This is a genomic window from Mesorhizobium sp. M0276 (genome assembly GCF_040321755.1).
Taxonomy (GTDB): Bacteria; Pseudomonadota; Alphaproteobacteria; order Rhizobiales; family Rhizobiaceae; genus Mesorhizobium.
Window position 1 is genome coordinate 42,332 of record NZ_JAMYSC010000036.1, and the last position, 22,063, is coordinate 64,394.

22 protein-coding genes and 1 tRNA gene are annotated in these 22,063 nt (G+C 62.2%); 13 read left to right on the forward strand and 10 right to left on the reverse strand.

What is annotated here, in order from left to right:
* Window positions 1-6 precede the first annotated feature (6 nt).
* Window positions 7-642, reverse strand: coding sequence for an FMN-dependent NADH-azoreductase (locus NKJ01_RS25015; RefSeq protein WP_352731881.1), 636 nt, complete (start codon window positions 640-642; stop codon window positions 7-9).
* Window positions 643-754: 112 nt separating this feature from the next.
* Here NKJ01_RS25015 and NKJ01_RS25020 point away from each other — a divergent pair, with 112 nt between their 5' ends.
* Window positions 755-1,711 (forward strand): LysR family transcriptional regulator, encoded by a 957-nt coding sequence (locus tag NKJ01_RS25020; protein ID WP_352731883.1) that lies wholly within the window; start codon window positions 755-757, stop codon window positions 1,709-1,711.
* On the opposite strand, the gene NKJ01_RS25025 is transcribed toward NKJ01_RS25020, so the two are convergent.
* The gene (locus NKJ01_RS25025; RefSeq protein WP_023761822.1) at window positions 1,644-2,270 is read right to left on the reverse strand and encodes a TetR/AcrR family transcriptional regulator; all 627 of its coding nucleotides are present in this window, start codon (window positions 2,268-2,270) and stop codon (window positions 1,644-1,646) included. The genes NKJ01_RS25020 and NKJ01_RS25025 overlap by 68 nt on opposite strands.
* A 66-nt stretch (window positions 2,271-2,336) precedes the next feature.
* Here NKJ01_RS25025 and NKJ01_RS25030 point away from each other — a divergent pair, with 66 nt between their 5' ends.
* Entirely contained in the window at window positions 2,337-2,762 is a 426-nt protein-coding gene (locus tag NKJ01_RS25030; RefSeq protein WP_023761821.1) for a VOC family protein, read from the forward strand.
* A gap of 9 nt (window positions 2,763-2,771) precedes the next feature.
* On the opposite strand, the gene NKJ01_RS25035 is transcribed toward NKJ01_RS25030, so the two are convergent.
* On the reverse strand, window positions 2,772-3,737 hold the full coding sequence (locus NKJ01_RS25035) for a S1C family serine protease (RefSeq protein ID WP_352731886.1): 966 nt from the start codon (window positions 3,735-3,737) through the stop codon (window positions 2,772-2,774).
* A 226-nt stretch (window positions 3,738-3,963) separates the two neighbouring features.
* Here NKJ01_RS25035 and NKJ01_RS25040 point away from each other — a divergent pair, with 226 nt between their 5' ends.
* Both NKJ01_RS25040 and NKJ01_RS25045 read left to right on the forward strand, forming a co-directional pair.
* A complete protein-coding gene (locus NKJ01_RS25040) occupies window positions 3,964-4,836 on the forward strand; it encodes a S1C family serine protease (protein WP_352731888.1) in 873 nt (290 codons plus the stop codon).
* Between the two features lie 8 nt (window positions 4,837-4,844).
* Entirely contained in the window at window positions 4,845-5,480 is a 636-nt protein-coding gene (locus NKJ01_RS25045; protein WP_352731891.1) for a helix-turn-helix transcriptional regulator, read from the forward strand.
* A gap of 7 nt (window positions 5,481-5,487) precedes the next feature.
* On the opposite strand, the gene NKJ01_RS25050 is transcribed toward NKJ01_RS25045, so the two are convergent.
* A complete protein-coding gene (locus tag NKJ01_RS25050; RefSeq protein WP_352607930.1) occupies window positions 5,488-5,874 on the reverse strand; it encodes a type II toxin-antitoxin system VapC family toxin in 387 nt (128 codons plus the stop codon).
* Window positions 5,871-6,137, reverse strand: a complete 267-nt coding sequence (locus tag NKJ01_RS25055; protein WP_352607932.1) for a type II toxin-antitoxin system VapB family antitoxin — start codon at window positions 6,135-6,137, stop codon at window positions 5,871-5,873. The genes NKJ01_RS25050 and NKJ01_RS25055 overlap by 4 nt, the downstream gene beginning before the upstream one ends.
* Before the next feature lie 167 nt (window positions 6,138-6,304).
* Here NKJ01_RS25055 and NKJ01_RS25060 point away from each other — a divergent pair, with 167 nt between their 5' ends.
* Window positions 6,305-7,171, forward strand: coding sequence for an SDR family oxidoreductase (locus NKJ01_RS25060; RefSeq protein ID WP_352731895.1), 867 nt, complete (start codon window positions 6,305-6,307; stop codon window positions 7,169-7,171).
* A 480-nt stretch (window positions 7,172-7,651) separates the two neighbouring features.
* Here NKJ01_RS25060 and NKJ01_RS36495 read toward each other — a convergent pair whose 3' ends face one another.
* The gene (locus tag NKJ01_RS36495; RefSeq protein WP_502905910.1) at window positions 7,652-9,868 is read right to left on the reverse strand and encodes an OmpA family protein; all 2,217 of its coding nucleotides are present in this window, start codon (window positions 9,866-9,868) and stop codon (window positions 7,652-7,654) included.
* Between the two features lie 196 nt (window positions 9,869-10,064).
* Here NKJ01_RS36495 and NKJ01_RS25075 point away from each other — a divergent pair, with 196 nt between their 5' ends.
* A complete protein-coding gene (locus tag NKJ01_RS25075; protein WP_023761812.1) occupies window positions 10,065-10,511 on the forward strand; it encodes a YcgN family cysteine cluster protein in 447 nt (148 codons plus the stop codon).
* Between the two features lie 278 nt (window positions 10,512-10,789).
* Entirely contained in the window at window positions 10,790-11,170 is a 381-nt protein-coding gene (locus tag NKJ01_RS25080) for a hypothetical protein (RefSeq protein ID WP_352607940.1), read from the forward strand.
* A gap of 303 nt (window positions 11,171-11,473) precedes the next feature.
* Here the strand turns inward: NKJ01_RS25080 and NKJ01_RS25085 are convergent, their stop codons facing one another.
* Complete coding sequence (locus NKJ01_RS25085) at window positions 11,474-12,184, reverse strand: SIMPL domain-containing protein (protein ID WP_352731902.1); 711 nt, start codon at window positions 12,182-12,184, stop codon at window positions 11,474-11,476.
* Between the two features lie 133 nt (window positions 12,185-12,317).
* Between NKJ01_RS25085 and NKJ01_RS25090 the strand changes: the two genes are divergently transcribed.
* A tRNA-Ile gene (locus NKJ01_RS25090) sits at window positions 12,318-12,393 on the forward strand.
* 226 nt (window positions 12,394-12,619) lie between these two features.
* On the opposite strand, the gene NKJ01_RS25095 is transcribed toward NKJ01_RS25090, so the two are convergent.
* Window positions 12,620-13,549 carry a LysR family transcriptional regulator gene (locus NKJ01_RS25095; protein ID WP_352731904.1) on the reverse strand — a complete coding sequence of 310 codons (930 nt, stop codon included), beginning with the start codon at window positions 13,547-13,549 and terminating at the stop codon, window positions 12,620-12,622.
* 107 nt (window positions 13,550-13,656) lie between these two features.
* Here NKJ01_RS25095 and NKJ01_RS25100 point away from each other — a divergent pair, with 107 nt between their 5' ends.
* Together NKJ01_RS25100 and NKJ01_RS25105 are read left to right on the forward strand one after the other, a co-directional pair.
* On the forward strand, window positions 13,657-13,941 hold the full coding sequence (locus NKJ01_RS25100) for a DUF4242 domain-containing protein (protein WP_352607946.1): 285 nt from the start codon (window positions 13,657-13,659) through the stop codon (window positions 13,939-13,941).
* 245 nt (window positions 13,942-14,186) lie between these two features.
* Window positions 14,187-14,687 (forward strand): ATP-dependent DNA ligase, encoded by a 501-nt coding sequence (locus NKJ01_RS25105; protein WP_352731906.1) that lies wholly within the window; start codon window positions 14,187-14,189, stop codon window positions 14,685-14,687.
* Window positions 14,688-14,846: 159 nt separating this feature from the next.
* Here NKJ01_RS25105 and NKJ01_RS36500 read toward each other — a convergent pair whose 3' ends face one another.
* Together NKJ01_RS36500 and selD are read right to left on the reverse strand one after the other, a co-directional pair.
* Entirely contained in the window at window positions 14,847-15,533 is a 687-nt protein-coding gene (locus NKJ01_RS36500; protein ID WP_502905911.1) for a hypothetical protein, read from the reverse strand.
* A gap of 175 nt (window positions 15,534-15,708) precedes the next feature.
* Window positions 15,709-16,785, reverse strand: coding sequence for a selenide, water dikinase SelD (gene selD, locus NKJ01_RS25115; RefSeq protein ID WP_352731908.1), 1,077 nt, complete (start codon window positions 16,783-16,785; stop codon window positions 15,709-15,711).
* 445 nt (window positions 16,786-17,230) lie between these two features.
* Between selD and fdnG the strand changes: the two genes are divergently transcribed.
* The 3 genes from fdnG to NKJ01_RS25130 are packed head-to-tail and all read left to right on the forward strand — an operon-like array spanning window position 17,231 to window position 21,965.
* A complete protein-coding gene (fdnG, locus tag NKJ01_RS25120) occupies window positions 17,231-20,317 on the forward strand; it encodes a formate dehydrogenase-N subunit alpha (protein ID WP_352731910.1) in 3,087 nt (1,028 codons plus the stop codon).
* 12 nt (window positions 20,318-20,329) lie between these two features.
* The gene (gene fdxH / locus NKJ01_RS25125) at window positions 20,330-21,280 is read left to right on the forward strand and encodes a formate dehydrogenase subunit beta (RefSeq protein ID WP_352731912.1); all 951 of its coding nucleotides are present in this window, start codon (window positions 20,330-20,332) and stop codon (window positions 21,278-21,280) included.
* A complete protein-coding gene (locus NKJ01_RS25130; protein ID WP_352731914.1) occupies window positions 21,267-21,965 on the forward strand; it encodes a formate dehydrogenase subunit gamma in 699 nt (232 codons plus the stop codon). The genes fdxH and NKJ01_RS25130 overlap by 14 nt, the downstream gene beginning before the upstream one ends.
* Window positions 21,966-22,063: the final 98 nt, after the last annotated feature.

Sequence of the window (22,063 nt, forward strand, 5' to 3'; positions counted from 1 at the left end):
TGTGACTTACGCTGCCGCCGCGACATCCCGGGTGGCGGCCACCACGGCGTCGACCTTTGCGGTCGCCTTGGCGAGCGCCGATGCCACCGCGTCAGGCCCCATGCTGACGCCTTCGATGCGAATGACGTCGACATCGGTCATGCCGAGGAAGCCGAGCACGCCGCGCAGGTAGGGAATGGCGTGATCGAACTGCACGGCAGCACCTTCCGAATAGATGCCGCCGGAAGCCAGCACGATATAGACCTTCTTGCCGGTGACGAGGCCCTTGGGGCCGTTCTCGCCATAAGCAAAGCTCTTGCCGGAGCGGGCGATGTGATCAACCCAGGACTTCAGCGTCGAGGAGATGTTGAAATTGATGAAGCCGGTGGCGAGGATCACCGTATCCGCTGCGAACAGCTCGTCCAGCACGACATCGGAGACGCCGACCACCTCGGCCTGACGCTCACTGCGGGCTTCGGCTGGCGTATAGATGCCGCTGGCGTAGTCGGCGTCGATATGGGGGAGCGGATTGGCCACGAGGTCGCGCACGACAAGCGTGTTCGACGGATCGGCGGCGACGAGCTTTTCAGCGAATTCGGTAGCGATGCGAGTCGAATGCGAGGCGGCGCCGCGCGGGCTCGAAGTGACGAGAAGAATGGACATTTTGGGCTCTCCAGCGGTTGGAATGATTTGTCCCGCCAGATATGGGGCTATCGACCCATTCGATAAACTGGTATATTTTCTATACGATCCATCCATAAGTTAGATATAGAGAATGCAGCCCAACCCAACCCTCGACCAACTTCAGATCTTTGTGACAGTCGCTGATACCGGCAGCTTCTCGGCGGCCGGCCGTAAGCTCAACCGATCGCAATCCGTCATCAGCTACGGCATCGCCAATCTTGAGGCGCAGCTTGGGTTGAAACTGTTCGAGCGCGAGGGGACGCGCGAGCCGCAGCTGACCGAGATCGGCCGGGCGATGCTGGAGGATGCGCGTCGTATGATCGGCGTGCTGCAGCGCATGCGCTCGCGCGTCGACAGCCATCACCAGGGGCTTGAGGCTGAAATTGCGCTGTCGGTCGACGCGGCGCTGCCCTCACCGGTGCTGGTTCGAGTGCTGAAGGCATTCGAGGCGCAGTTTCCGACGGTGATGTTACGCGTGCACATTGGTACGCTTGGCTTGATCCCCGATCACGTCGTCAGCGGCCAGGCCGACCTTGGCATTGGCGGCCTGCTGGGCGAGGTCGACGTGCATCTTGTGCGTATCGGCTTCATGTCGATCGTTCTGGCAGCCGCGCCCACCCACCCGCTGGCCTTGCTGCCAAAACCGGTGGCGATCGAGGATGCGCGCGAACACACCCAGCTGGTCGTCACCGACCAGTCGGAGCGCACCAAGGGACGTGACTTTGGCGTCTACGCCTACCGCACCTGGCGGCTGACGGACATGCGCACCAAGCATACGCTGATGCGCGAGGGGTTGGGCTGGGGCGGGCTGCCGCGCTGGCTGATCGCCGACGATCTGGCGAGCGGCCGGCTGGTCGAAATCGATCTTGAGTCCTTCAGGGAGGTGAGTTCTCCCTTGTTTGCCATGCACCGCAACGATCGCAGCCCGAAGCCGGCAGCGGCCTGGCTGATCGATCAGTTCAAGCGCCAACTCGGCTGCTTCAACGAGTTCGAGCCGGGCGAGGTGCCTGAAGACGGGCCGGAGACAGCCCATCGATCAGCGCTATGAGCACGGCGTGATAATCCTGCGCTGATTCGCCGGCCTCGATGGCGAGCGCGGCGCGGTCGAAGGCAGCGGCAAAGAGCGCCGTCAGTGCCTCCGCCGGCAATCTCGTCATCGTCTGCGCCCGCATTGCCGCAACCAGACCTTCGCGCAGCGAGCGGTTGCCGTGACGGTTGTCGATCTCGTCCATGGCGGCGCGGCCAAGCACGGCCGGCCCATCGAGCAACAGCAGCCGTGTGCGGCCGGGCGCACGCATGGCGGCGAGATAGGCACACGAACCGGCAATCAGCGCGTCGCGCGCATTGAGCGAGGGCGGCGAGGCGTGCTCGATCTCCTCGGCGACAGCTGCCGCCTCCTGCTCGACCACGGCGGCAAACAGCGCCTGCTTGTCGGCGAAATGGTGATAGAGCGCGCCGCGCGTGACGCCGGCGGCGGCGACAATCTCGGGCGTGCCGGTCTCTGCATAGGATTTTTCGGTGAACAACTTTCGCGCAGCGGCGATCAGATCGGCGCGCGTCGCCTCGGTGCGGTCGCGGTTGGAGCGACGTGCGGAGTCCTGTTGCATACATGCAGCCTGTATGTTAATTCAATCTACATGCAGACTGTATGTTAATAGACGGGAGAAGGAAAGATGAAGACCACGAGCTATTATCCGGTGCTGATGACCGGCGACGTCGCCGGCACAACGGCTTTTTATGTCGAGCATTTCGGCTTCCAGCCGCTGTTTGAAAGCGGCTGGTACGTGCATCTGCAATCGGTGGAGAGCAAACGTGTCAATCTCGGCATTGTCCAAGGCGACCACGAGACGATCCCTGAGGAGGGGCGGGGCCGCACATCGGGCCTGTTGATCAATTTCGAGGTCCGCGACCCGGACGCGGTCTATGAGCGGATCCTTGCCGCCGGCCTGCCGATCCTGCGCTCTCTGCGCGACGAACCCTTCGGCCAGCGCCACTTCATCACCAGGGATCCCAATGGCGTGCTGATCGACGTCATCAAGCCGATTGCGCCGAGCGAGGAATTTCTGGCGCAATATGCGGAAGGGGCGGCGGGAGCCTGAGCGTCAGCCCTAGCCAGCCCTTGCCACCGGCGTCACCGTCACCTGGCTGACGCCGGTGCGGCGCACGACGGTGCACAGCGTTTCGCGGCCGATGCGATCGGCGTCGAGCATACGCACCAAATCGTCGACCCCGGTGACCGGGCGGCCATCGATGGCGGCGATGATGTCGCCTTCCTTGAAGCCCGCTTTTGCCGCCGGGCCGTTCTTCTCGACGCTGCGCAGCCGGACCGCCGTCTTGCTCGACACTTGCGACAGAAGCGCGGCGCGGCGTGGCAGACTGGTGGTGTCGGCCGAGACGCCGATGAAGGCGCGGCGCACGCGGCCGAAGCGAATGATCTCCGAAATGACGAAGTTGGCGGTGTTGGAAGCGACCGCGAAGGCGATGCCTTGCGCGCCATGGATCATGGCGGTGTTGACGCCGATGACCTCGCCGACCGACGAAACCAGCGGTCCGCCGGAATTGCCGGGGTTTAGCGCCGCATCGGTCTGGATGACATCGTCGATCAGCCGGCCGGTGGAGGCGCGCATCGAACGCCCCAGCGCCGAGACAACGCCGGAGGTGACGGTCCATTCGAAGCCCAGGGGGTTGCCGATGGCAATGGCGATCTGGCCGCGCCGCAGCCGTTTGGAATCACCCAGCGGCGCGATATCGGCAAAGCTGCCGTCGGCGCGCACCAGCGCGATGTCGGTGTCCGGGTCGCGGCCGAGCACGTGGCCTTCTCGCGAGGCGCCGTCCGGCATCGAGACGCGCACCGTTCTTGCGTCGCCCACGACGTGAAAATTGGTGACGACCAGCCCGTCCTGCGCGATGACGAAGCCCGAGCCATGGCCGCTCTGACCGCTGATGCGCTCGATGCGGCAGACGGCAGGGCCGATGCGGTCGACCGCGTCGGCAACCGTCGTCGAATAGGCGTCGAGCAGCGTGCCGTCGGCTAATCTGTCGTCAGTTTCGAATTTCGGGGCGAGGAGGGCCATCGGCGGGGTTCCATGTTGTCGGGCGCAAGGACGATTTTTTCCTGCGCGTGCCGTTGTCCCAAAACCGCTGAGCACTTTTGGGCGACACGCACTATATGTGCGGAGCGGCTGGACCGGCCGCGACCTGACCAGATGGCCAGTCAAACCGCCAACTAGCCGTCAGGCGAGTACCTTCGGGCGCGCTGTCGAGCGATATCTGGGGCATGAGAAAACCCAGGAGGCCAATATGAGCGATTTCAATCTGAGTGCGTTTTCGGAAGCCATCGCCGATCTCGCCGCCAAGGCGGCACCGGCAACGGCAAGTTTCGCCACGCATCAGCATCGGACGGCAAGCGCCTTCCACTGGCGTGACGGCTACTTCGTCACCGCCGAAGAGGCTGTCGAGGCAGGCGAGGAGATCGAGCTGGTGTTGGCCTCGGGTGAGACGGTGAAGGCCGAGCTCGTCGGCCGCGATCCTTCGACCGGCGTTGCCCTGCTGAAGCCGGCTGCTGCCGTCAACGCAGCGCCCTTGGCCAAGGCCGGTGCGGTTCGGCCCGGCAATGTCGCCATCGCCATCGGCAACAGTGACGGTTCCGCTCTGGCCGTGTCGGGCTCGGTCGGCGAGGTCGGTCCGGCCTGGCGCTCGATGCGCGGCGGCAGCATCGACCGGCGCATCAATCTTGCGGTCGGTGCCGGCGGCCGCTTCGAGGGTGGCCCGGTGCTCGACGCCAAGGGCGCACTGATCGGCATGCTCTTGTTCGGACCGCGTCACCGTGCGCTGGTGATGCCTTACGAGACGATCGAGCGAGCGGTCGCGACGCTGCGCGAAAAGGGCCATGTCGCGCGTGGCTATCTGGGCGCCGGCCTGCATCCGGTGCGCGACCGCGACGCGCATGGCGCGATGGTGATGAGCCTCGACGAGGATGGCCCGGCCAAGGCTGCCGGCCTCTCTCTTGGCGATATCATCGTAGCGTGGAACGGCGAGGCCGTGCATGGTCCGCGCGACCTGATCCGCAGGCTCGGGCCCGACAGCGCCGGCGCTTCGGTGACGCTCGGCGTCGTACGCGGCGGCGAACAGCGCGATGTCGCGCTGACAGTCGGCGAAAAGCCGCTTTCCTGAGAGGAGTGATGGACACGCTCACCAGCGACCGGATCATGACTGACGGTGCCGTCTCGCGGCGGCTGGTGGTGCTGATTGCGCTTGGTGACGCGTCGCGCGCCGAGCGCCTGGCTGCCTCGCTTGCCGCGAGCGAAGACCTGCTGCCGGTCGTGGCCGGTGATGGCAAAGCCGATGTCGCCATAGTCGACGACAGGAGCGGCGACGCCGTGCCGGTGTCCGCGCCACGGGTGCTGCTGTCGGGACGCGCCAATGGCGGGCGACCCGCTGGCGAAATATTGGCCGTCATGCCTGTGGACGCGGACGATTTGTTGATCGCTGCCGCGGCGCGACTGGCTGCAGCCGGCTATCGCGTATCGGGCGACGGCAGAAGCGGGCGCCTTGAGGACTTCCATCCGGGCGACGGCGAGCCGTTCGAGGATGAAGCCTCCGACGAGCATGCGATCCGCCCAACACTGTCGCCGCGCGAGGCGGAAGTATTGGCGCTGCTGGCCGAGGGAGCGCCCAACAAAGTTATCGCACGACGGCTGAACATCTCCGTGCACACGGCGAAGTTTCATGTCGCCGCGATCCTGATCAAGCTTGGCGCCGCCAACCGCACAGATGCCATCGCCATCGCGATGCGGCAGGGGCTGGTGCTGGTCTAATTGTACATCACACCGCTTCGATGTCGGTTAGCCGGAAATCATCACCCTTGAACAGCAGCGGCATGGCTTCGAGACGCGCCGTGGCGTAGGCGATGCAGTCGCCAAAATTCAGCGCGGCCGGATGCCGGCCCTTGCCGTAGCGCAGGAAGGCCTGGCGTGCGACCGCGGCATGGTCGGCGGTAAAGGCAACGGTCTCGATCGAGGCGGTGCGCAGGAAGTCGTCTAGGCGATCAAGGATTTCATCCTGCCTGCCGCCGGCGAGCACCATCGTCGTTTCAAGAAACGTTGGCGCCGCCAACAGCCGCCTTTTGGCCTGTGCGATCGCCAACACGAAACGCTCGTAACCAGGCTCGGCTCGCAGGATAGCAACCAGGGCCGAGGAATCGATGATCATTTCGTCGGGATCCCGAACTCGTCGTAACCGAGGATTTCGTCGTCGGTCATCGCATTTTCGCGTTTGGGGATTTTTCCGGCACTGTCGGAGATAGCCATCAACCGCTGAAACAGGTCGCTGGTTTCATCGCGCGGCACCAATCGCTCGCGCGCAACTTCGCGCTCGAGACTCTGGCGGATGGCCTCGGTCACCGACACGCGGCGGCGGCGAGCGAGTTCGCGCGCCATTTGCTCGACTTCCATGTTCTTAATCGACAGTGCCATGCTATATTCTACCTATCTGTATAGAATATATACATCGAACGCTCAGCAATTCCAATAGGTTTGGACCGTAGGCCGCAGCGTCACCATGGCATGCCGCCGCAAGCTCTTGTATCCGTGACCGCCACAGGCAAGGATTGCGCAAGGAAAAATACGCAGGCGGAGGAAAAATGTCGCTCAAGGGAAGGACGCTGTTCATCTCCGGCGGGTCGCGTGGCATCGGGCTGGCGATCGCGCTGCGTGCCGCGCGTGACGGCGCCAATGTGACGATCGCCGCCAAGACCGCCGAGCCGCATCCCAAGCTGCCGGGCACGATCTACACGGCGGCTGAAGAGATCGAGCGGGCCGGAGGCAAGGCGCTGCCTGTGCTGTGCGATATCCGTGAAGAGGCGCAGGTTGCCGACGCGGTCGCCAGAACCGTCGAAAAGTTCGGCGGCATCGACATCTGCGTCAACAATGCCAGCGCCATCCAGCTCACCGGCACGTTGGAAACCGACATGAAACGCTATGACCTGATGCATCAGATCAACACGCGCGGCACCTTCCTCGTGTCCAAAATGTGCATTCCACACCTGAAGTTAGCCAGCAATCCTCATATCCTGAATCTGGCGCCGCCGCTCGACATGAAGGCCAAATGGTTCAAGAACCACGTCGCCTACACGATGGCCAAGTTCGGCATGTCGATGTGCACGCTGGGGATGAGCGCCGAATTCGCCAGGGACGGCATTGCGGTCAATTCGCTGTGGCCGATCTCGACCATCGACACGGCGGCGGTGCGCAATCTGCTCGGCGGCGCGACAGTGGCGGCGATGAGCCGTTTGCCCGACATCATGGCCGATGCCGCGCATGCCATCTTCATGCGGCCGGCGCGCCAGACCACGGGCAATTTCTACATCGACGAAGAGGTGCTGCGCGCCGAGGGCGTCAGCGACTTCTCGGCCTATTCACCAGATGCGACGGGACCTCTGGCCGGCGACTTTTTTGTGCCGGACGAGGTGTTTGCTAATTCGAGCACGGAGATAAGAGGGATCTATTAGAGCAATTCCAGGAAAAGTGTGAAACGGCTTTCCCGGGAAAAGCGCATAGCGCTTTCCTTGGGAGTTGCATCAAAAACAAAGAGTTAGAGCAGTTTTCAGAACTCAGAAGCGCGGAGCCACAAGCGCGTCGATTGACGAGCTGTCAGCTGATCCGTGATGGCGTGTCCGTGGGCTGAGCGAGCTCCGCCTAGTTCCGGTCGGCGCTGCGGGCTGCGGAGCCGTATTTCGGTCAGGTCGCTCCGGTTTGCGATTTGCATGACAAAACCCCGCCGGAGAGGGTCCGGCGGGGCTCAATACGTCCCGCTGGAGTCGGGACGGGGCAGGGAACGCCCAATCCTGAATCTGGGGTAGGTGCGCCTTCTATTCAATGAGCCCGGTTGCATACCGGAACATTTCTTGTTGATCCATCCCCGGTGAAGCCGGGGATGGATGCTTCTCATGCCGATTCCACAAACCAGGTCATGGCTTTGAAATCATGACCTAATTGTTGCTGGCGACAGGCGCCACCAGCGGGGTGATACGGCGGATCGCAACGCGTCGGTTCTCGCGGTTGGGTCCCGCCGTGTTGACCTTCAGATATTCCTCGCCATAGCCCTGTGTCGTCAGGTTTTCCGGCGGAATGCCGAACGCGTTGGTCAGCGCCTGCGCCACCGCTTCCGCGCGGCGATCGGACAGAGCCAGGTTTGCCTCCGGCGTGCCCACGGCGTCGGTGTGGCCTTCGATCAGGAAGGTCTCGGCCGGGTTCTTCTTCAACAGTTTCTCCATGGCGGTGGCGACGCCCTCGAGCTTCTGCACCTCGGTGTCGGAGATCGAGGCCGAACCGAAATCGAAGTTGAGCGTATCGAGATCGACGCGCCGTGCGATGTCGCGCACACGGGCCGAGCGCTTGACCTCGTCGATTGAGTAGAGGCGTTGCACCCGTTCCACCGGCGGCTGTTCGAGGAAGGTGTAGTAGTCGTCGGGATCCTCTACATTCTCGGAGTCCAGAATGTACTCCTCGCGCGGAATGGTGAGCCGCATCGGCGGCAGGTCGTCGCCCGGATCGCGCCAGTCGCCCTCATCCTCATACTGGCTCTCGTCGACATAGCTCAGCACATACTCGTGCCCATCCGGAGCGATTCGCGAACGCTGGATGATGTCGCCGTAGCGGTTGCGGATGGTGATGATCCGGACACCGTTGTCACGCTCGACAATTTCCCGGGTGCGATCGCCCGACAGGTCCTCATAATACACGTTCCTGGCACCGCGATGCATACGTGGAGCGTCACTGCTTTCCACGATCGTCTGGTTGTTGAACTGGAGGATGACGCGGTCGCCGAGTTCCCTGACGACGTCGACGCCTTGCGGACGCCGGCGGTCGCGGACGTTCTCATCGGGTGCGCGCTCGACGCGTTTGCCCTTTTCCTCCGTCACGGGAGCGATCTTTTCAGGCTGGATTGCCTGCTGGGCCGCCCTGTCGTCGGTGGGTGGTGGTCCCTGGTCGACCGGAGCAGGCTTTGGAGCCTGCGCCTGCTGACCATTCTGCTGGGTGGGCTGGTTGGCCTGCTCACTCGCATTCTCGCCTCCCTGCCGGCCATTCTTGCCCTTGCGCTTGCGCAGGACATCCTTCTGGCTGTCTAGGATGGGGGCTGCATTCTTGTCGGCCGGGGCCCCAGTCTGGGTCGCATTTTCACCTTGGGCCGGCTGTTCACCTAGGGCCGGCTGTTTGCCAGTCACCGGCTGCCGGCCATTGGCGGGTTGTTCGGCCGTCGACGGTTGTTCTCCGGTGGCCGGCTGCTCTGCCGTTGCCGGCTGTTCGCCGACAGGCTTCTTGCCGCGCTTCTTCTTTTCCTGAGGCTGTTTGCCCTCGGCCGGCGCCGCCTGTTGCTCGGGCTGAAGCGGCTCGGCCTGTGGAACCGGCTCGCCGGCGGGCGCTTGCTTCCTGGCCGGCGCTTGTTCGGCGGGTGCGGCTTCGATCTGCTGGTCCTGCTTGTGCTTCTTGCGCAGGGGCTGTGGATTGTTGTCGTTTGCCGGGGCGGCCTGCTGTGCAGGCTGTTCAGCCGGCGCCTGCTCCGTCTGCTGCTGCTGGTCGCGCTTCTTCCTGCGCGGCTGTGGTTGCTCGGCCGGAGCGGCCTGTTCGGCAGGCGCCTGCTGGGTCTGCTGCTGCTGATCGCGCTTCTTCCTACGCGGCTGCTGTTCTTCGGCCGGAGCGGCCTGTTCGGCCGGCGCCAGCTGGATCTGCTGCTGCTGATCGCGCCTCTTTCTGCGCGGCTGCTGTTCCTCGGCTGGAGCGGCCTGTTCGGCCGGCGCCTGCTGGATCTGCTGCTGCTGATCGCGCCTCTTTCTGCGCGGCTGCTGTTCCTCGGCTGGAGCGGCCTGTTCGGTCGGCGCCTGCTGGATCTGCTGCTGCTGATCGCGCTTCTTCCTGCGTGGCTGCTGCTCCTCGGCGGGCTGCTCGCGCTGGGCAGGCGCTGCCTGCTGTTCAGGCTCGGGCCTCTTGCGCTCGGGCTTTTGTTTCGGCTCCGCCTGCTGCTTCTTTGCGCAGGCTTCTGCTGATTCGCCCTCGGCGCATGCTGCTTGCGCCAAATTGAATGGGACCGACGTGCGCTGGGTAGGGCCGAACGCGGCACTTTCCTGAAGCGGGAACGCGCCCAAAGGCGTGGATGCCATCAGCAGGCCAAGTGCGGTACCGGCCAGAATCCGTGGTTGGCGTTTCATCGAAAACTCTCCTTATGGGGTCCCATCCTTGCCGAAACCTATCTTGCGCCGATTGGTTCCGGTTTGGCGTGAATAGAGGCCGCGCAGGGCGATTGGCCGCCCTTTTTAAGGCAACTTCGTGTCTTTCACCCGCCGCCGGCGCATTCCTCCCGTTGCCATGCTTGACCTTGCCGGCGGCTGGGGCCACATGCCGGGGATGGAAACGCCATTCTGGAAAACCAAATCCCTGGAGGCGATGAGCCCGACCGAGTGGGAATCGCTCTGCGACGGCTGCGGCAAATGCTGCCTGTCGAAGCTTGAGGATGAGGATTCTGGTGAGATTTACTGGACCAGCGTCGGCTGCCGGCTGTTCGACGCCCAGACCTGTCGCTGTTCGGACTACGCCAACCGGCTGGCACGCGTCCCCGACTGCGTCGGGCTGACGCCACAGAATGTCCGCACCATCAGCTGGCTGCCCAGCACTTGCGCATACCGGCTGGTGGCCGAGGGCCGCGATCTCTACTGGTGGCACCGGCTGGTGTCGGGCAGCGCCGAGACCGTGCATGAAGCCGGCATGTCGATGCGCGGCCGGGTCAAGGCGAGCGAAACCGATCTCGCCGAGCCGGAAGACTATTTTGATTACATGCTCGACGAGGAGCCGTAAGGCTCGCGCTGGGACGACGAGCCAGAGGCTCGCGCTGGGACGACGAACCACAGGGTTCGCGCCGGGGACGCCTGACCCTCAGCCAATCGGTTGGATCGGAAACAGGCGGCGTTCCTATCGTTCACCGGGATGGGGACGAATGGTCGGCAATTTCCTTTTTCCCGCCACATGAACCAGAGATGAACGTCAGGTTCGCAAAGAGTTCAGACAGGCCAGTGCATTCTCCCTCCATCGGTTCACGAGGACGGGCGAAAGCCCGCAATAAAGGAGAGAAGACAATGTTCACCACCATCAAGACGGCAGCCCTTTCGGCTCTGGTCGGTCTCGGCACGCTGACGGCTATTCCCGCTCATGCCGACAGCCTCTATCTTGGCTTCGGCAACAACAACGACCCGCGTTTCGGCGTCTATACCGGCGACGACGGCTATCGCTATCGCCATGATGAACGCCGCGGCGACTGGCGTGATGAACGCCGCGGCGGCTGGCATCGTGGCTGTTCGCCGGACCGCGCCCTCGACAAGGCCGAACGCATGGGCCTCTACCGTGCCCGCATCGTCGACGTCAGCCGTCGTACGGTGAAGGTGATGGGCCGCCAGGACGGCGACCGCGTCGTGGTCGTGTTCGCCAACGAGCGCGGTTGCCCGGTTATCTACCGCTAAGGCTGAGGCCGGACTCATCCGTACTCATAGAAGCATGATCTTCTGCGTGGATGAGCCTGCTGCGACAATCAACCTGAGAACATGATCTTCTGCGAAGATCAGGCGGCATGATCCTCTGCGAGGATCAGCCGGGATACGACCTTCTGCGAAGGTCGGTCTGGACTAACAGGCCCCCTTTCCGCCGGAAGGGTGTGGCTCGAAAAACCCCGCGGGGGCGATCCCGCGGGGTTTTTCATGCGCGTTGGTGGCTGGTGGTCGGATCCGTGGCTGGACAAGCCTCAGCCATGGATCGTCAGAGCCCGCTTACTTCAGTTCGAAGGTGACGGTGACCTGCACATTGTAGGAATTCTCGCCGGCCTGCACCGGAGCCGCGGCACCCGCGGCGTCGAAGGCCTTGGCGTTGATCGGCATCGGCGTCGGCGCGATGTTCTGGTCGGTGATCTCGAGCACCTTGCCGAGGCTGACGCCGGCGGCCCCGGCCAGCGTCTTGGCCTTGGCCATCGCATTGGCGACCGCCTTCTTGCGCGCTTCGGTGACTGTTGCCGCCGGGTTGTCATTGGTGAAGGCGATGCCGCCGCCCTGGTTGACGCCAAGCGACACCGCCTTGTCGAGGATCTCGCCGGTCTTGTCGACATCGCGCACCCGCACCGAAAGCGTGTTGGTCACCTGATAGGCGACCAGTTCGGCCTCTTGGCTGCCGTCCGGCTTGTTGGTGTAGTTGTAACGCGGATTGATCTGGATGCCTGCGGTCTGCAGGTCGCGGTCGTTGATGCCGGCCGACTTCATCGCCGCGATCACGGCGGCCATGGCGTCATTGTTGGCGTCGAGCGCGGCGCGCGCGGTCTTGGCCTCTCGCATGACGCTCAGCGTCAGGACCGCCAGATCGGGGGCTACGGTTGCCTCGCCTTCGCCCGACACGATGATGCGGGGCAGCGTCGGCAAATCGGTGGCTCCAGCCATCGCCGGAAAAGCGATTGCAGCGGTGAGCGCGAGAGGCAAAAGGCGTCTGGTCATGAAAATCTCCTTGGTCTGCGATCTGCTCGCAAAGGTTGCGTAGAGCGCGATTATGGGTTGATTTGGGCGATCTGCGGAAGCCCGTCGGGAAAGCCTTGTGCGGCGACAGGAAAAACATTATCCAGCCGGCGTGGGGCCTGTAGCTCAATGGTTAGAGCCGGCGGCTCATAACCGCTTGGTTGGGGGTTCGAGTCCCTCCGGGCCCACCATTCAGTCCGCCACCACTATGAACTCCGGCTTAGAACCCCAACTTTCCGGCTTACCGTCAGAAGCAATGGCGGGTGATGCGGCCCCCATTCTCGATCGGTGGATCTGGCCAGCGTAGCGTTCCCTGCCTGGCCGGCCTGGCGACCGGACATCCGCGCCTTGTCGGGCAGGGTCGGCTCATCGGGACATCAGATTTGTGGATGCTCTCCGAAGACCGGGCTTGAACGATTAATCTCGCGCCAACAGTTTCTCCAGATGCCCAGTTGTTTCGCTGCTTTTTTCCAGGAGCCAAGAGCGGAATGCGGCAACTTGCGTCCGGCGAACGGCGCTTTCGCGGAAAGCCGCGTAATATGCATGCTCTGTCCATGCCCCCTGGGATATTGCAAACGGCAAAGAGATTATCCCGCTCTCCAACTGGCTCTGAACCAGAGCCAGGCCACAGATCAGCATCCCGGCATCGGAAAATACCGCCTCAAGTGCTTGGAGGACATGGGCATAGCGGATGCCCCGTTCCGCAGCAGTCTTCCTGTACCCGTGTGCGCTGATCCACTCCGGCCAGCCGATGGCGACAGGGTCTGTCCGGTAGCAATTGAGATGGAGCAGGGGAAATCCCTCAAGACGTTCCGATGCGTCCAAACTCGACACACGCTTGGTATTTTCTGGCGATGCGACGGGAAGCAGATAGTCTCGAAATAGCATCTCCTCGCCGTACCCTCCGCGTGGCTCGCCGAACCAGACCTCGCAATCGGCCTGTCCCAGTCGCAGAGGCGCGTCGCCCACGCCGTTGACGCAGAATAGGATGTTCGGGTTCGCTGCTTTGAATTCCGAGAGCCGTGTTTTCAGCCACAGCTCGGCCCAATCTGTGTTCGCCAGGACATGGATTTCGAGCCCTCTCTGGAAATCAAGAAGGTGCGCGGCCGTTTCCAATTCCCTGAACGCTGCCACAATGTGCGGGAGAGCAGCTGAAAGTTCCGGCGTCAAGCAAATGCCGGACTTTGCGCGCACAAGAAGGTCGAAGCCGAGATGCTCTTCTAGCGTCTTGATCCTTTGCCCGACGGCCGCCGTTGTAATCCCCAGTAGCTTTCCCGCCGCCGTCAGAGAGCCGGTCCGCATGGCAAGCTCCAGTGCCTGCAGCGATTTGAGATGCGTCGGAATCATCCACCGTTGGTAAAGGTTAGCTTTAGACTCGTAAAGAACATTTGGATTGCTTTAGCGCGCCCTTGGAGGACAATGACCTGGCGGTAATTCGCGGAGGAGTTTTAAAGATGTCGCAGATGAAACGGTTTGTCATCGAACGAGACATTCCCGGTATCGGTGCAATGTCGATTGTGGAGCTTTGCGGCGCAGCTCGTGCCTCCAACCAAGCCATCGACAAGGTCGGTCCTGGAATCCAATGGCAACACAGCTACGTGGCCGCGGACAAGACGTTTTGTGTCTACCTGGCCAAGGATGAAGCGGCAATCCGCAGGCACTCGGAGCTGAGTGGGATCCCGATTGCGGCCATCACCGAGATCACACAAGTCATCGATCCACTTACCGCCAACAACTGAACTGATCGCTTCGCCCGAGTCTCGACTTTGACACCGGGATTAAATTCCATTTGTACCGATACAGACTGCTCGTCCGGTAAAAACAACTGATCGGTCCATCTTTTCTCATCGGTAGGTCGGTCCCCACGGGGAGGACGCCTTCATGCAGGAGATTGCACGTCGAGAATTCATTGCCAACGGAACCACCGAGGTCCAGAGCTACACGGTCAAAGTGCTGCCAATAGTTAGCTTCGTCATGTCAATCGGTGTGCTGGTTCTACCGAACGCAGATCATCATCGATCAAGGCGGCGTGCGTCTTTACAGCAAAAACGGCCGCGACTGGACCACGAAATACTGGCCCATCGCGCTGGCTGTCGAGCTGCCATGCCGGGCTGCCATTATCGACGGCGAGGTCATTGTGCCAGGCGAGCAGGGCGCTCCCGATTGCCCTGCGCTGGAAGCCGCGATCTGGAACGAACCGAGCCGGCTGGTGTTCGTCGCGTTCGACATCCTCCATCTCGACGGTCGCAATCTAGACTCCTTGCCGCTGCTGCAGCGCAAGCAGGCGCTGTGGCAACTGGTTGAGCACGGCCCCGGCAAGATCCAGTACAGCGAGCATTTCGAGGGCAGTGCGCTAGCGATTTTCCGCGCCCTCGAAAAAATGGGGCTTGAAAGCATTATCTCGAAGCGCGCCGATAGCCGCTACAGGAGCGGACCCTCGAATACATGGCTGAAGGCAAATTGCTTCGAGGCACCCGATTTCTAAGTGACCGAAGCGAGGCGGCCGCGATAGGTCAGCGTCGCATCCATGTCGGCAGCAGGAACCGAACCGGACATCTTCGAAGTCCTGACGCATCTGCCTTACTCAACGATCTCGTCGAGAGATCTCGTAGTAACGCTTAAGAAGGGTGCGTCTCGGCCGGCTTCATCGCCCCAGTCTTGACCGCGAGGCTGCGGCTCGCCGCAACAGCGCCACGATCCGCTCCGCTCGCTGCATCATTTCGTAGCCGGTGAGTTGATACCGAGCGACAGAAATTCGCTGGGCGGCTATGGCCACCATTTCACCGACTTCGCCTATGCCCCGCTCCAGCTTGTCGATTACGTCATCGAGCGCCGGCAACCAGGAGCCGATCAGATTGGCGTTGTAGCTTGTCCGGAAGAAGCGTTCGGTGCCGCGAAACAGGCAGGCGCTGTGGTCGTGCCAGCCCAGTCCCTTGCCGGTGCGGAAGGCCTGCCGCACCTTCTCCCCGTCGAGCCACAGCGCCAAGACGACCTCGAACGCACCGGCTATGAAGGCGGGGCTGTCCTCGTTGACGAAGACCTGCTCCTGCTCGGGGCTGAGGTAGAAGCTGTCGCCCGCCTCGTCATATTCGACATAGCCGGCCGCCGTCTGCGCCGACAGCCGTCGCGGACCAACCGCTCCTGCGCCCGGCCGATTCGGTACTCCGCCGATAGACGCGACCGCCGCTTGGACATCGACACTGAACAGCGGTGATAAGCTTTCGGGTGGGAGCGGGGATCGGTCGCCGCGGGGCGCCCGCGACATCGCGATGAGCGTCACGTCGCGGTGGTTCACGGGTGTGACCATGTCGAGTACGCGTTCCGAACGCATGGCCGAGTGGAACGATTCTTCGGCTAGAGGAGCTGATGTTTCCGCGGCGTTCGCCGCCAATCCAGCCTGGACAGGGCAGGCGGCGTCTTTGCCTGCCGATCCAGTGGTGGCAGGAGGTGGAGTGCCGCGAACTGGAGGGTGCACCCCGTCATCTGGCGGGAAGCGGAGCGGCCGTTCAGGCCTCTACTACTATTGTCGGCGCGCCGGGCCTGGCATGGCCGATGATGCGAGCCGAAGGATAGCCGTCCGCGACGATCCTCTCAACGAGCGCCGCTGCGCGGTCGGTCTCGCAAGCAACCAGCAACCCGCCCGAAGTCTGTGGATCCGTGAGAAGATGGCGTCGCCAGTCGGGCATGCCGGGAGGTAAGCTTATCGCGTCGCCATAACTCGCCCAGTTGCGCCGCGATGCGCCGGTAACGTGGCCGTCGACCGTGAGCGAGGCAGCTTCGGAAAAGAGCGGCACGTCGTGGCTGCAAATTATGAGCGTGCACCCGGAACCGCGTGCCATCTCGAGGGCATGTCCGAGCAAGCCAAATCCGGTCACGTCGGTTACGGCGTGGACGCTCGCGTCCTGCGCCAGTTCCGATCCGATCCGGTTGAGAAGGGTGGTGGAGGCGATCATTTCGCGATAGCCGCTCTCGGAAAGCGCCTGCTTCTTGATGGCGGCGGAATAGATGCCGACGCCGAGCCCTTTCGTCAGGATCAAGGCGTCGCCCGGTCTGGCGTCAGAATTGCGTCGGATGTCCTCGGGTCGGCAGGTGCCGATGACTGCAAGGCCGTAAATCGGCTCCGGCGAGTCGATTGAGTGGCCGCCGGCAACTGGGATTCCGGCGTCGGCGCAGACAGCTTCGCCACCTCTGAGGATTTCGCGGACCATGACCGTCGGGATCTTGTCGAGAGGCATGCCGAGAATAGCCAACGCCATGATCGGCCGGCCACCCATCGCATAGATATCGGACAGGGCGTTGGTCGCGGCAATCCGGCCGAAATCGTAGGGGTCATCTACCATAGGCATGAAGAAGTCGGTGGTCGCAATGACGCAAGTCGCGCTGTCGAGTTGCCAAACTGCCGCATCGTCGCCGGTCTCCGTGCCGACGAGAAGTTGATGATAGGGACTGGCAGCCGCCGGATCGGCGAGAAGCTGCTGCAGCACTGACGGCGCCAGCTTGCAGCCGCAACCGCCGCCATGGGCGAGGCTGGTCAGGCGCACAACGGGCGCTTTGGTGATTTCAGGCGAGAGGGCGATTGCCATGATCGTCGAGCCTCCTCTGCTGGCACGCTTTAGTAGGGATCAAAGTCAAACCGGCATGGAAAATACGATCGCCCAACGCACGGCACGTTTGGAGCACGCTTGCTCTCAGCGGATTTCGTTGAGTTAGGAAAGCCAAGGGCCGTATCCGGCGTGCGAGGCATCGCCGTCATTGGGTATCTATCGAAAGGCGCCCCGACCCGCGGGAGCTGTTTCATCGCCACGCCTTACTCTATGGCAATGCGTTCATTTTCGTCAATCGCAGTCGCGGTCACAATGCCGATTTGCGGGCCACAAACCTGTTGCAGGAAGGCGGTTCGGAGGGGCACTTTTGCTGCACCGTACGCGCCTTGTTCCTTGGCATTGATTTTATTTGGTCCGACACTAGTTAGTCGGATTGACCGTTGGTTCGAGTTGCCTTGTGGGGCATCGGCTTCGGGAGGAACCCATGAACATCAATCTTTCTCGACGCGCGTTCCTGCAAACAGCAGGCGCGGGCGTCGCCGGTACTTCGCTTGGAGCCCTCGGCTTCGGCGATAGCGAGGCCGCACACGCGGCGGCTATACGGCCGTTCAAGCTCGCGAACACCACCGAAACACGCAACACCTGTCCATACTGCTCGGTGGCTTGCGGCATAATCTTGTATTCGAAGGGCGATCTCAGAAAGGGCGAGCCGGCCGACATCACCCATATCGAGGGTGACACTGATCATCCGACCAATCGCGGCACCTTGTGCCCCAAAGGGTCGGCCCTGCTCGGATTTGTCAAGTCGCCGACCCGTCTGCAACATCCGATGATCCGCAGACCGGGCTCGGACAAGTTCGAGCCGATAAGCTGGGAAGATGCGCTCGGCCGCATCGCCCGCCTGATGAAGGACGATCGCGACAAGAACTTCGTCGCGATGAACAATGACGGCGTGACGGTCAACCGGTGGATCACCACCGGCTTCCTCGCCGCCTCGGCTTCGACCAATGAAACCGCGTTCGCGACCTACAAGGTGGTCCGCAGCGCGGGCATGCTGGTGTTCGACAACCAGGCACGTGTCTGACACGGCCCGACGGTGGCGAGTCTCGCCCCAACATTCGGCCGCGGCGCAATGACCAATTCCTGGACCGACATCAAGAACACGGATCTCGTCGTCATCATGGGCGGCAATGCCGCGGAAGCGCATCCTTGCGGCTTCAAATGGGTCACAGAGGCGAAGGCCAACCGCGGCGCCAAGCTCATCGTCGTCGACCCGCGCTTTACGCGCTCGGCTTCGGTGTCGGATGTTTACGCGCCGATCCGCCAGGGAACGGATATCGCCTTCCTGCTCGGGCTGATCAACTACTGCATCCAGAACGATAAGGTGCAATGGGACTATCTGAAGGCCTTCACTAACGCGACGTATGTCGTCAAGGAGGGCTTCACCTATCAGGACGGCCTCTTCTCCGGCTATAACGAGGCGAAGCGAGACTATGACAAGTCCAGTTGGGACTATGACATAGGCCCGGACGGCTTCGCCGTTGTCGACGCGACATTGGCCAATCCCCGCTGCGTCTGGAATCTGCTCAAGAAGCATGTCGCGGTCTACACGCCGGAGATGGTCGAGCGCATCTGCGGCACACCGAAGGACCGCTTCCTGAAGGTGGCCGCGATGGTCGCCGAGACGTCGTCTCCGACCAAGGCGATGACCTCGATGTACGCGCTCGGCTGGACCCAGCACTCGAAGGGCTCGCAGAACATCCGCGCCATGGCGATGCTGCAGCTTGTTCTCGGCAACATTGGTATACGCGGCGGCGGCATGAACGCGCTTCGCGGTCACTCCAACATCCAGGGGCTGACCGACCTCGGGCTGATGTCGAACCTGCTGCCCGGTTATCTGACGCTGCCGACCGAGAAGGAGGTCGATCTGGCAGCCTACATGTCGACCCGAGGCTTCAAGCCGCTCCGGCCGAACCAGATGAGCTACTGGCAGAACTACAGGAAGTTCTTCGTAAGCTTCCAAAAGTCAATGTGGGGCAATGCGGCAACGCCGGAGAACGGCTTCGCCTATGACTACCTGCCGAAGCTCGACCTGCCGGGCTACGATCTGCTGCGGGCTTTCGAGTTGATGCACCAGGGCAAGATGAACGGCTATTTCTGCCAGGGCTTCAACCCGCTACAGGCAGCTCCGAACAAGAAGAAGGTGATCGAGTCGCTCTCGAAGCTCAAATACCTCGTCATCATGGATCCGTTGGACACGGAGACGGGCCGGTTCTGGGAGAACCACGGGCCGTACAACGATGTCGATCCGTCGCAGATTCAGACGGAAGTCTACCGGCTTCCCTCCACCTGCTTCGCCGAGGACGACGGCTCGCTGGTCAATTCGGGGCGCTGGCTGCAGTGGCATTGGGCCGGCGGCACGCCCCCCGGCGAGGCCAAACGCGATACCTGGATTATGGCGCAGCTCTATCTGCGCCTGAAGGAGCTCTACATCAAGGAAGGTGGCGCCTTCGCGGATCCGATCGTTAAGCTCAACTGGCCTTATGCCGATCCCGGCGATCCGAAGGCCGAGGAGCTTGCCCAGGAGATCAATGGCAGGGCGCTCGCCAGGGTAACCGACACGGCCGACCCGACAAAGGTGCTGGCCGAGGCCGGAAAGCTCTTGCCGGGCTTCGCCGCGCTGCGCGACGACGGCTCCACCTCCTGCGGCTGCTGGATCTATTCCGGCTGCTTCAACGAAAACGGCAACAACATGGCCAGGCGGGACACCACCGATCCTGACGAAACCGGCGCCTATTCCAAATGGGCGTTCTCATGGCCTGCCAACCGTCGCATTCTCTACAACAGGGCGTCGGCTGACCTCACCGGAAAGGCTTGGGATCCAAGCCGCAAGGTGATTGAATGGGACGGCACGAAATGGTCGGGCTACGATGTCCCCGACATCTTGCCAACGGCAAAGCCCGATCAAGTAGGCCCGTTCATCATGAATCCGGAAGGCGTCTCGCGCCTCTTTACCCGAGGCATGATGCGCGACGGACCATTCCCGGCGCACTACGAGCCATTCGAGTCGCCCATCGCGAACCCGATAGCTCCCAAAGTCCGCGGCAACCCCGCAGCGCGTGTATTCGAAGGCGATATGGCCCAGTTCGCCGAATCGGCTTCGCAGGAGTTTCCCTACGCGGCGACCTCCTACCGACTGACCGAGCATTTCCACTTCTGGACCAAGCATGTCATCACCAATGCGGTGATGCAGCCGGAGTTTTTCGTGGAAATTTCGGAACAGCTTGCGGCCGAGAAAGGCATCACCAAAGGCGGCTGGGTGCGCGTCTGGTCGAAGCGCGGTTCCGTTGTGGCGAAGGCCATGGTGACCAAAAGGATCAGGCCGCTCACCTGTGATGGCAAGACCGTCCACATCGTCGGTATACCACTGCACTGGGGCTTCACGGGAGCGGCGAAGAAAGGCTTTGGCCCCAACATGCTCACCCCCTTTGTCGGCGACGCCAACATCGAGACGCCGGAATACAAGGCGTTCCTTGTCAACATCGAGCCCGTCGCCGGGCCGGTAGCGTAGGAGGAGTAAGCGATGTTTCCTCCACTTCCAAATCCTTCGACGACGGATACCGCACCGCGTTTTTCCGACAAGGCCTTCATCCGCCGCTCTGCCTCGACGGTTCCCGCGCCCGAGCAGCAATTGACGGAAGTCGCCAAGCTCATCGATGTTTCGAAATGCATCGGCTGCAAGGCATGCCAGACGGCCTGCATCGAGTGGAACGACACGCATCCGGAGATCGGCCTCAATGCCGGCGTCTATGAGAATCCTGCCGATCTCACGCCGGACATGTTCACGCTGATGCGCTACAGCGAATGGGACAATCCCGAGACGAACGAACTCGAATGGCTGATCCGCAAGGATGGCTGTATGCATTGTGCTGATCCGGGCTGCCTCAAGGCTTGTCCGGCACCAGGCGCCATAGTGCAGTATTCGAACGGCATCGTCGATTTCGTCCATGAGAACTGCATCGGCTGCGGCTATTGCATCAAGGGTTGCCCGTTCAACATTCCGCGCATCTCCAAAGTCGATCACACGGCCTACAAATGCACGCTCTGCTCCGACCGCGTGGCTGTCGGCCAGGGACCAGCTTGCGCCAAGGCGTGCCCGACCCAGGCGATCGTGTTCGGCACGAAAGACGAGATGAAAAAGCACGCCGACGGCCGCATCAAGGACCTGAAATCGCGCGGCTATTCGAATGCCGGCCTCTACGATCCGCCCGGCGTCGGAGGAACGCATGTGATGTATGTGCTGCACCACGCCGACCAGCCGGAGCTCTATTCGGGTCTGCCGAAGGAGCCGAAGATCAGTCCGCTGGTGGAGGCGTGGAAGGGCGTGACCAAATATGCCGGCCTCACCATTCTCGGCGTGGCGGCCGGCGTCGGCCTGCTTCACCATCTGGTCATGGGACCGAACCGGGTCTCCGAGACGGATGAGGAGCACGCCGAACAGCTGACGGAAGGCAACAACGATGGCCGCGCATGACGTGAAGTCGAACGAGCAGGTACATCCCGGCAAGCCAGTCATCGTGGACCGCTACACGGTGGGCGCGCGGATCAACCATTGGATCACGGCCGCCAGCCTGATCCTGCTCGCCTTGTCCGGCCTTGCCATGTTTCACCCGAGCCTGTTCTTCCTGTCGCGGCTGTTTGGCGGCGGGCAGTTCACGCGCTTCATTCACCCATGGATCGGCGTCTTGCTCTTCGTTAGCTTCCTTGGGCTTTTCCTTCGGTTCTGGAAGGCCAATTTGTGGAGGCCCGAGGACGGAACGTGGCTCGCCCGTTTCCGTGACGTATTGTCCAATCACGAGGACAACGTCCCCGAAGTCGGCAAGTACAACGCCGGCCAGAAGCTCGTCTTCTGGTCAATGTCGATCCTCATCGTCATCCTGATTTCGAGCGGCATCGTCATCTGGCAACAATATTTCGCCACTTACACCACGATCGGCCAGCAGCGGGTAGCGCTGCTTGTTCATTCGATCGCTGCCGTGGCGATCATCGGCGTCTGGATTATTCATTTCTACTCGGCCATCTGGGTACGCGGCACCATTCCCGCCATGACGCGCGGACGGGTGACCGGCGGCTGGGCGTGGCGGCATCATCGCAAATGGCTGCGGGAACTGATCGCAGGCAAGCCGAACGGACGTTCGGGATCGAATCCCGCCGAATGAGCGGGTATTTGTTTTTACGCAATTCCGGACGGAAAACCGTTATACACTTTTCGTGGAATTGCTCTGGAGCAGTGTCAAGCCGACCACGTGGCCCGTGA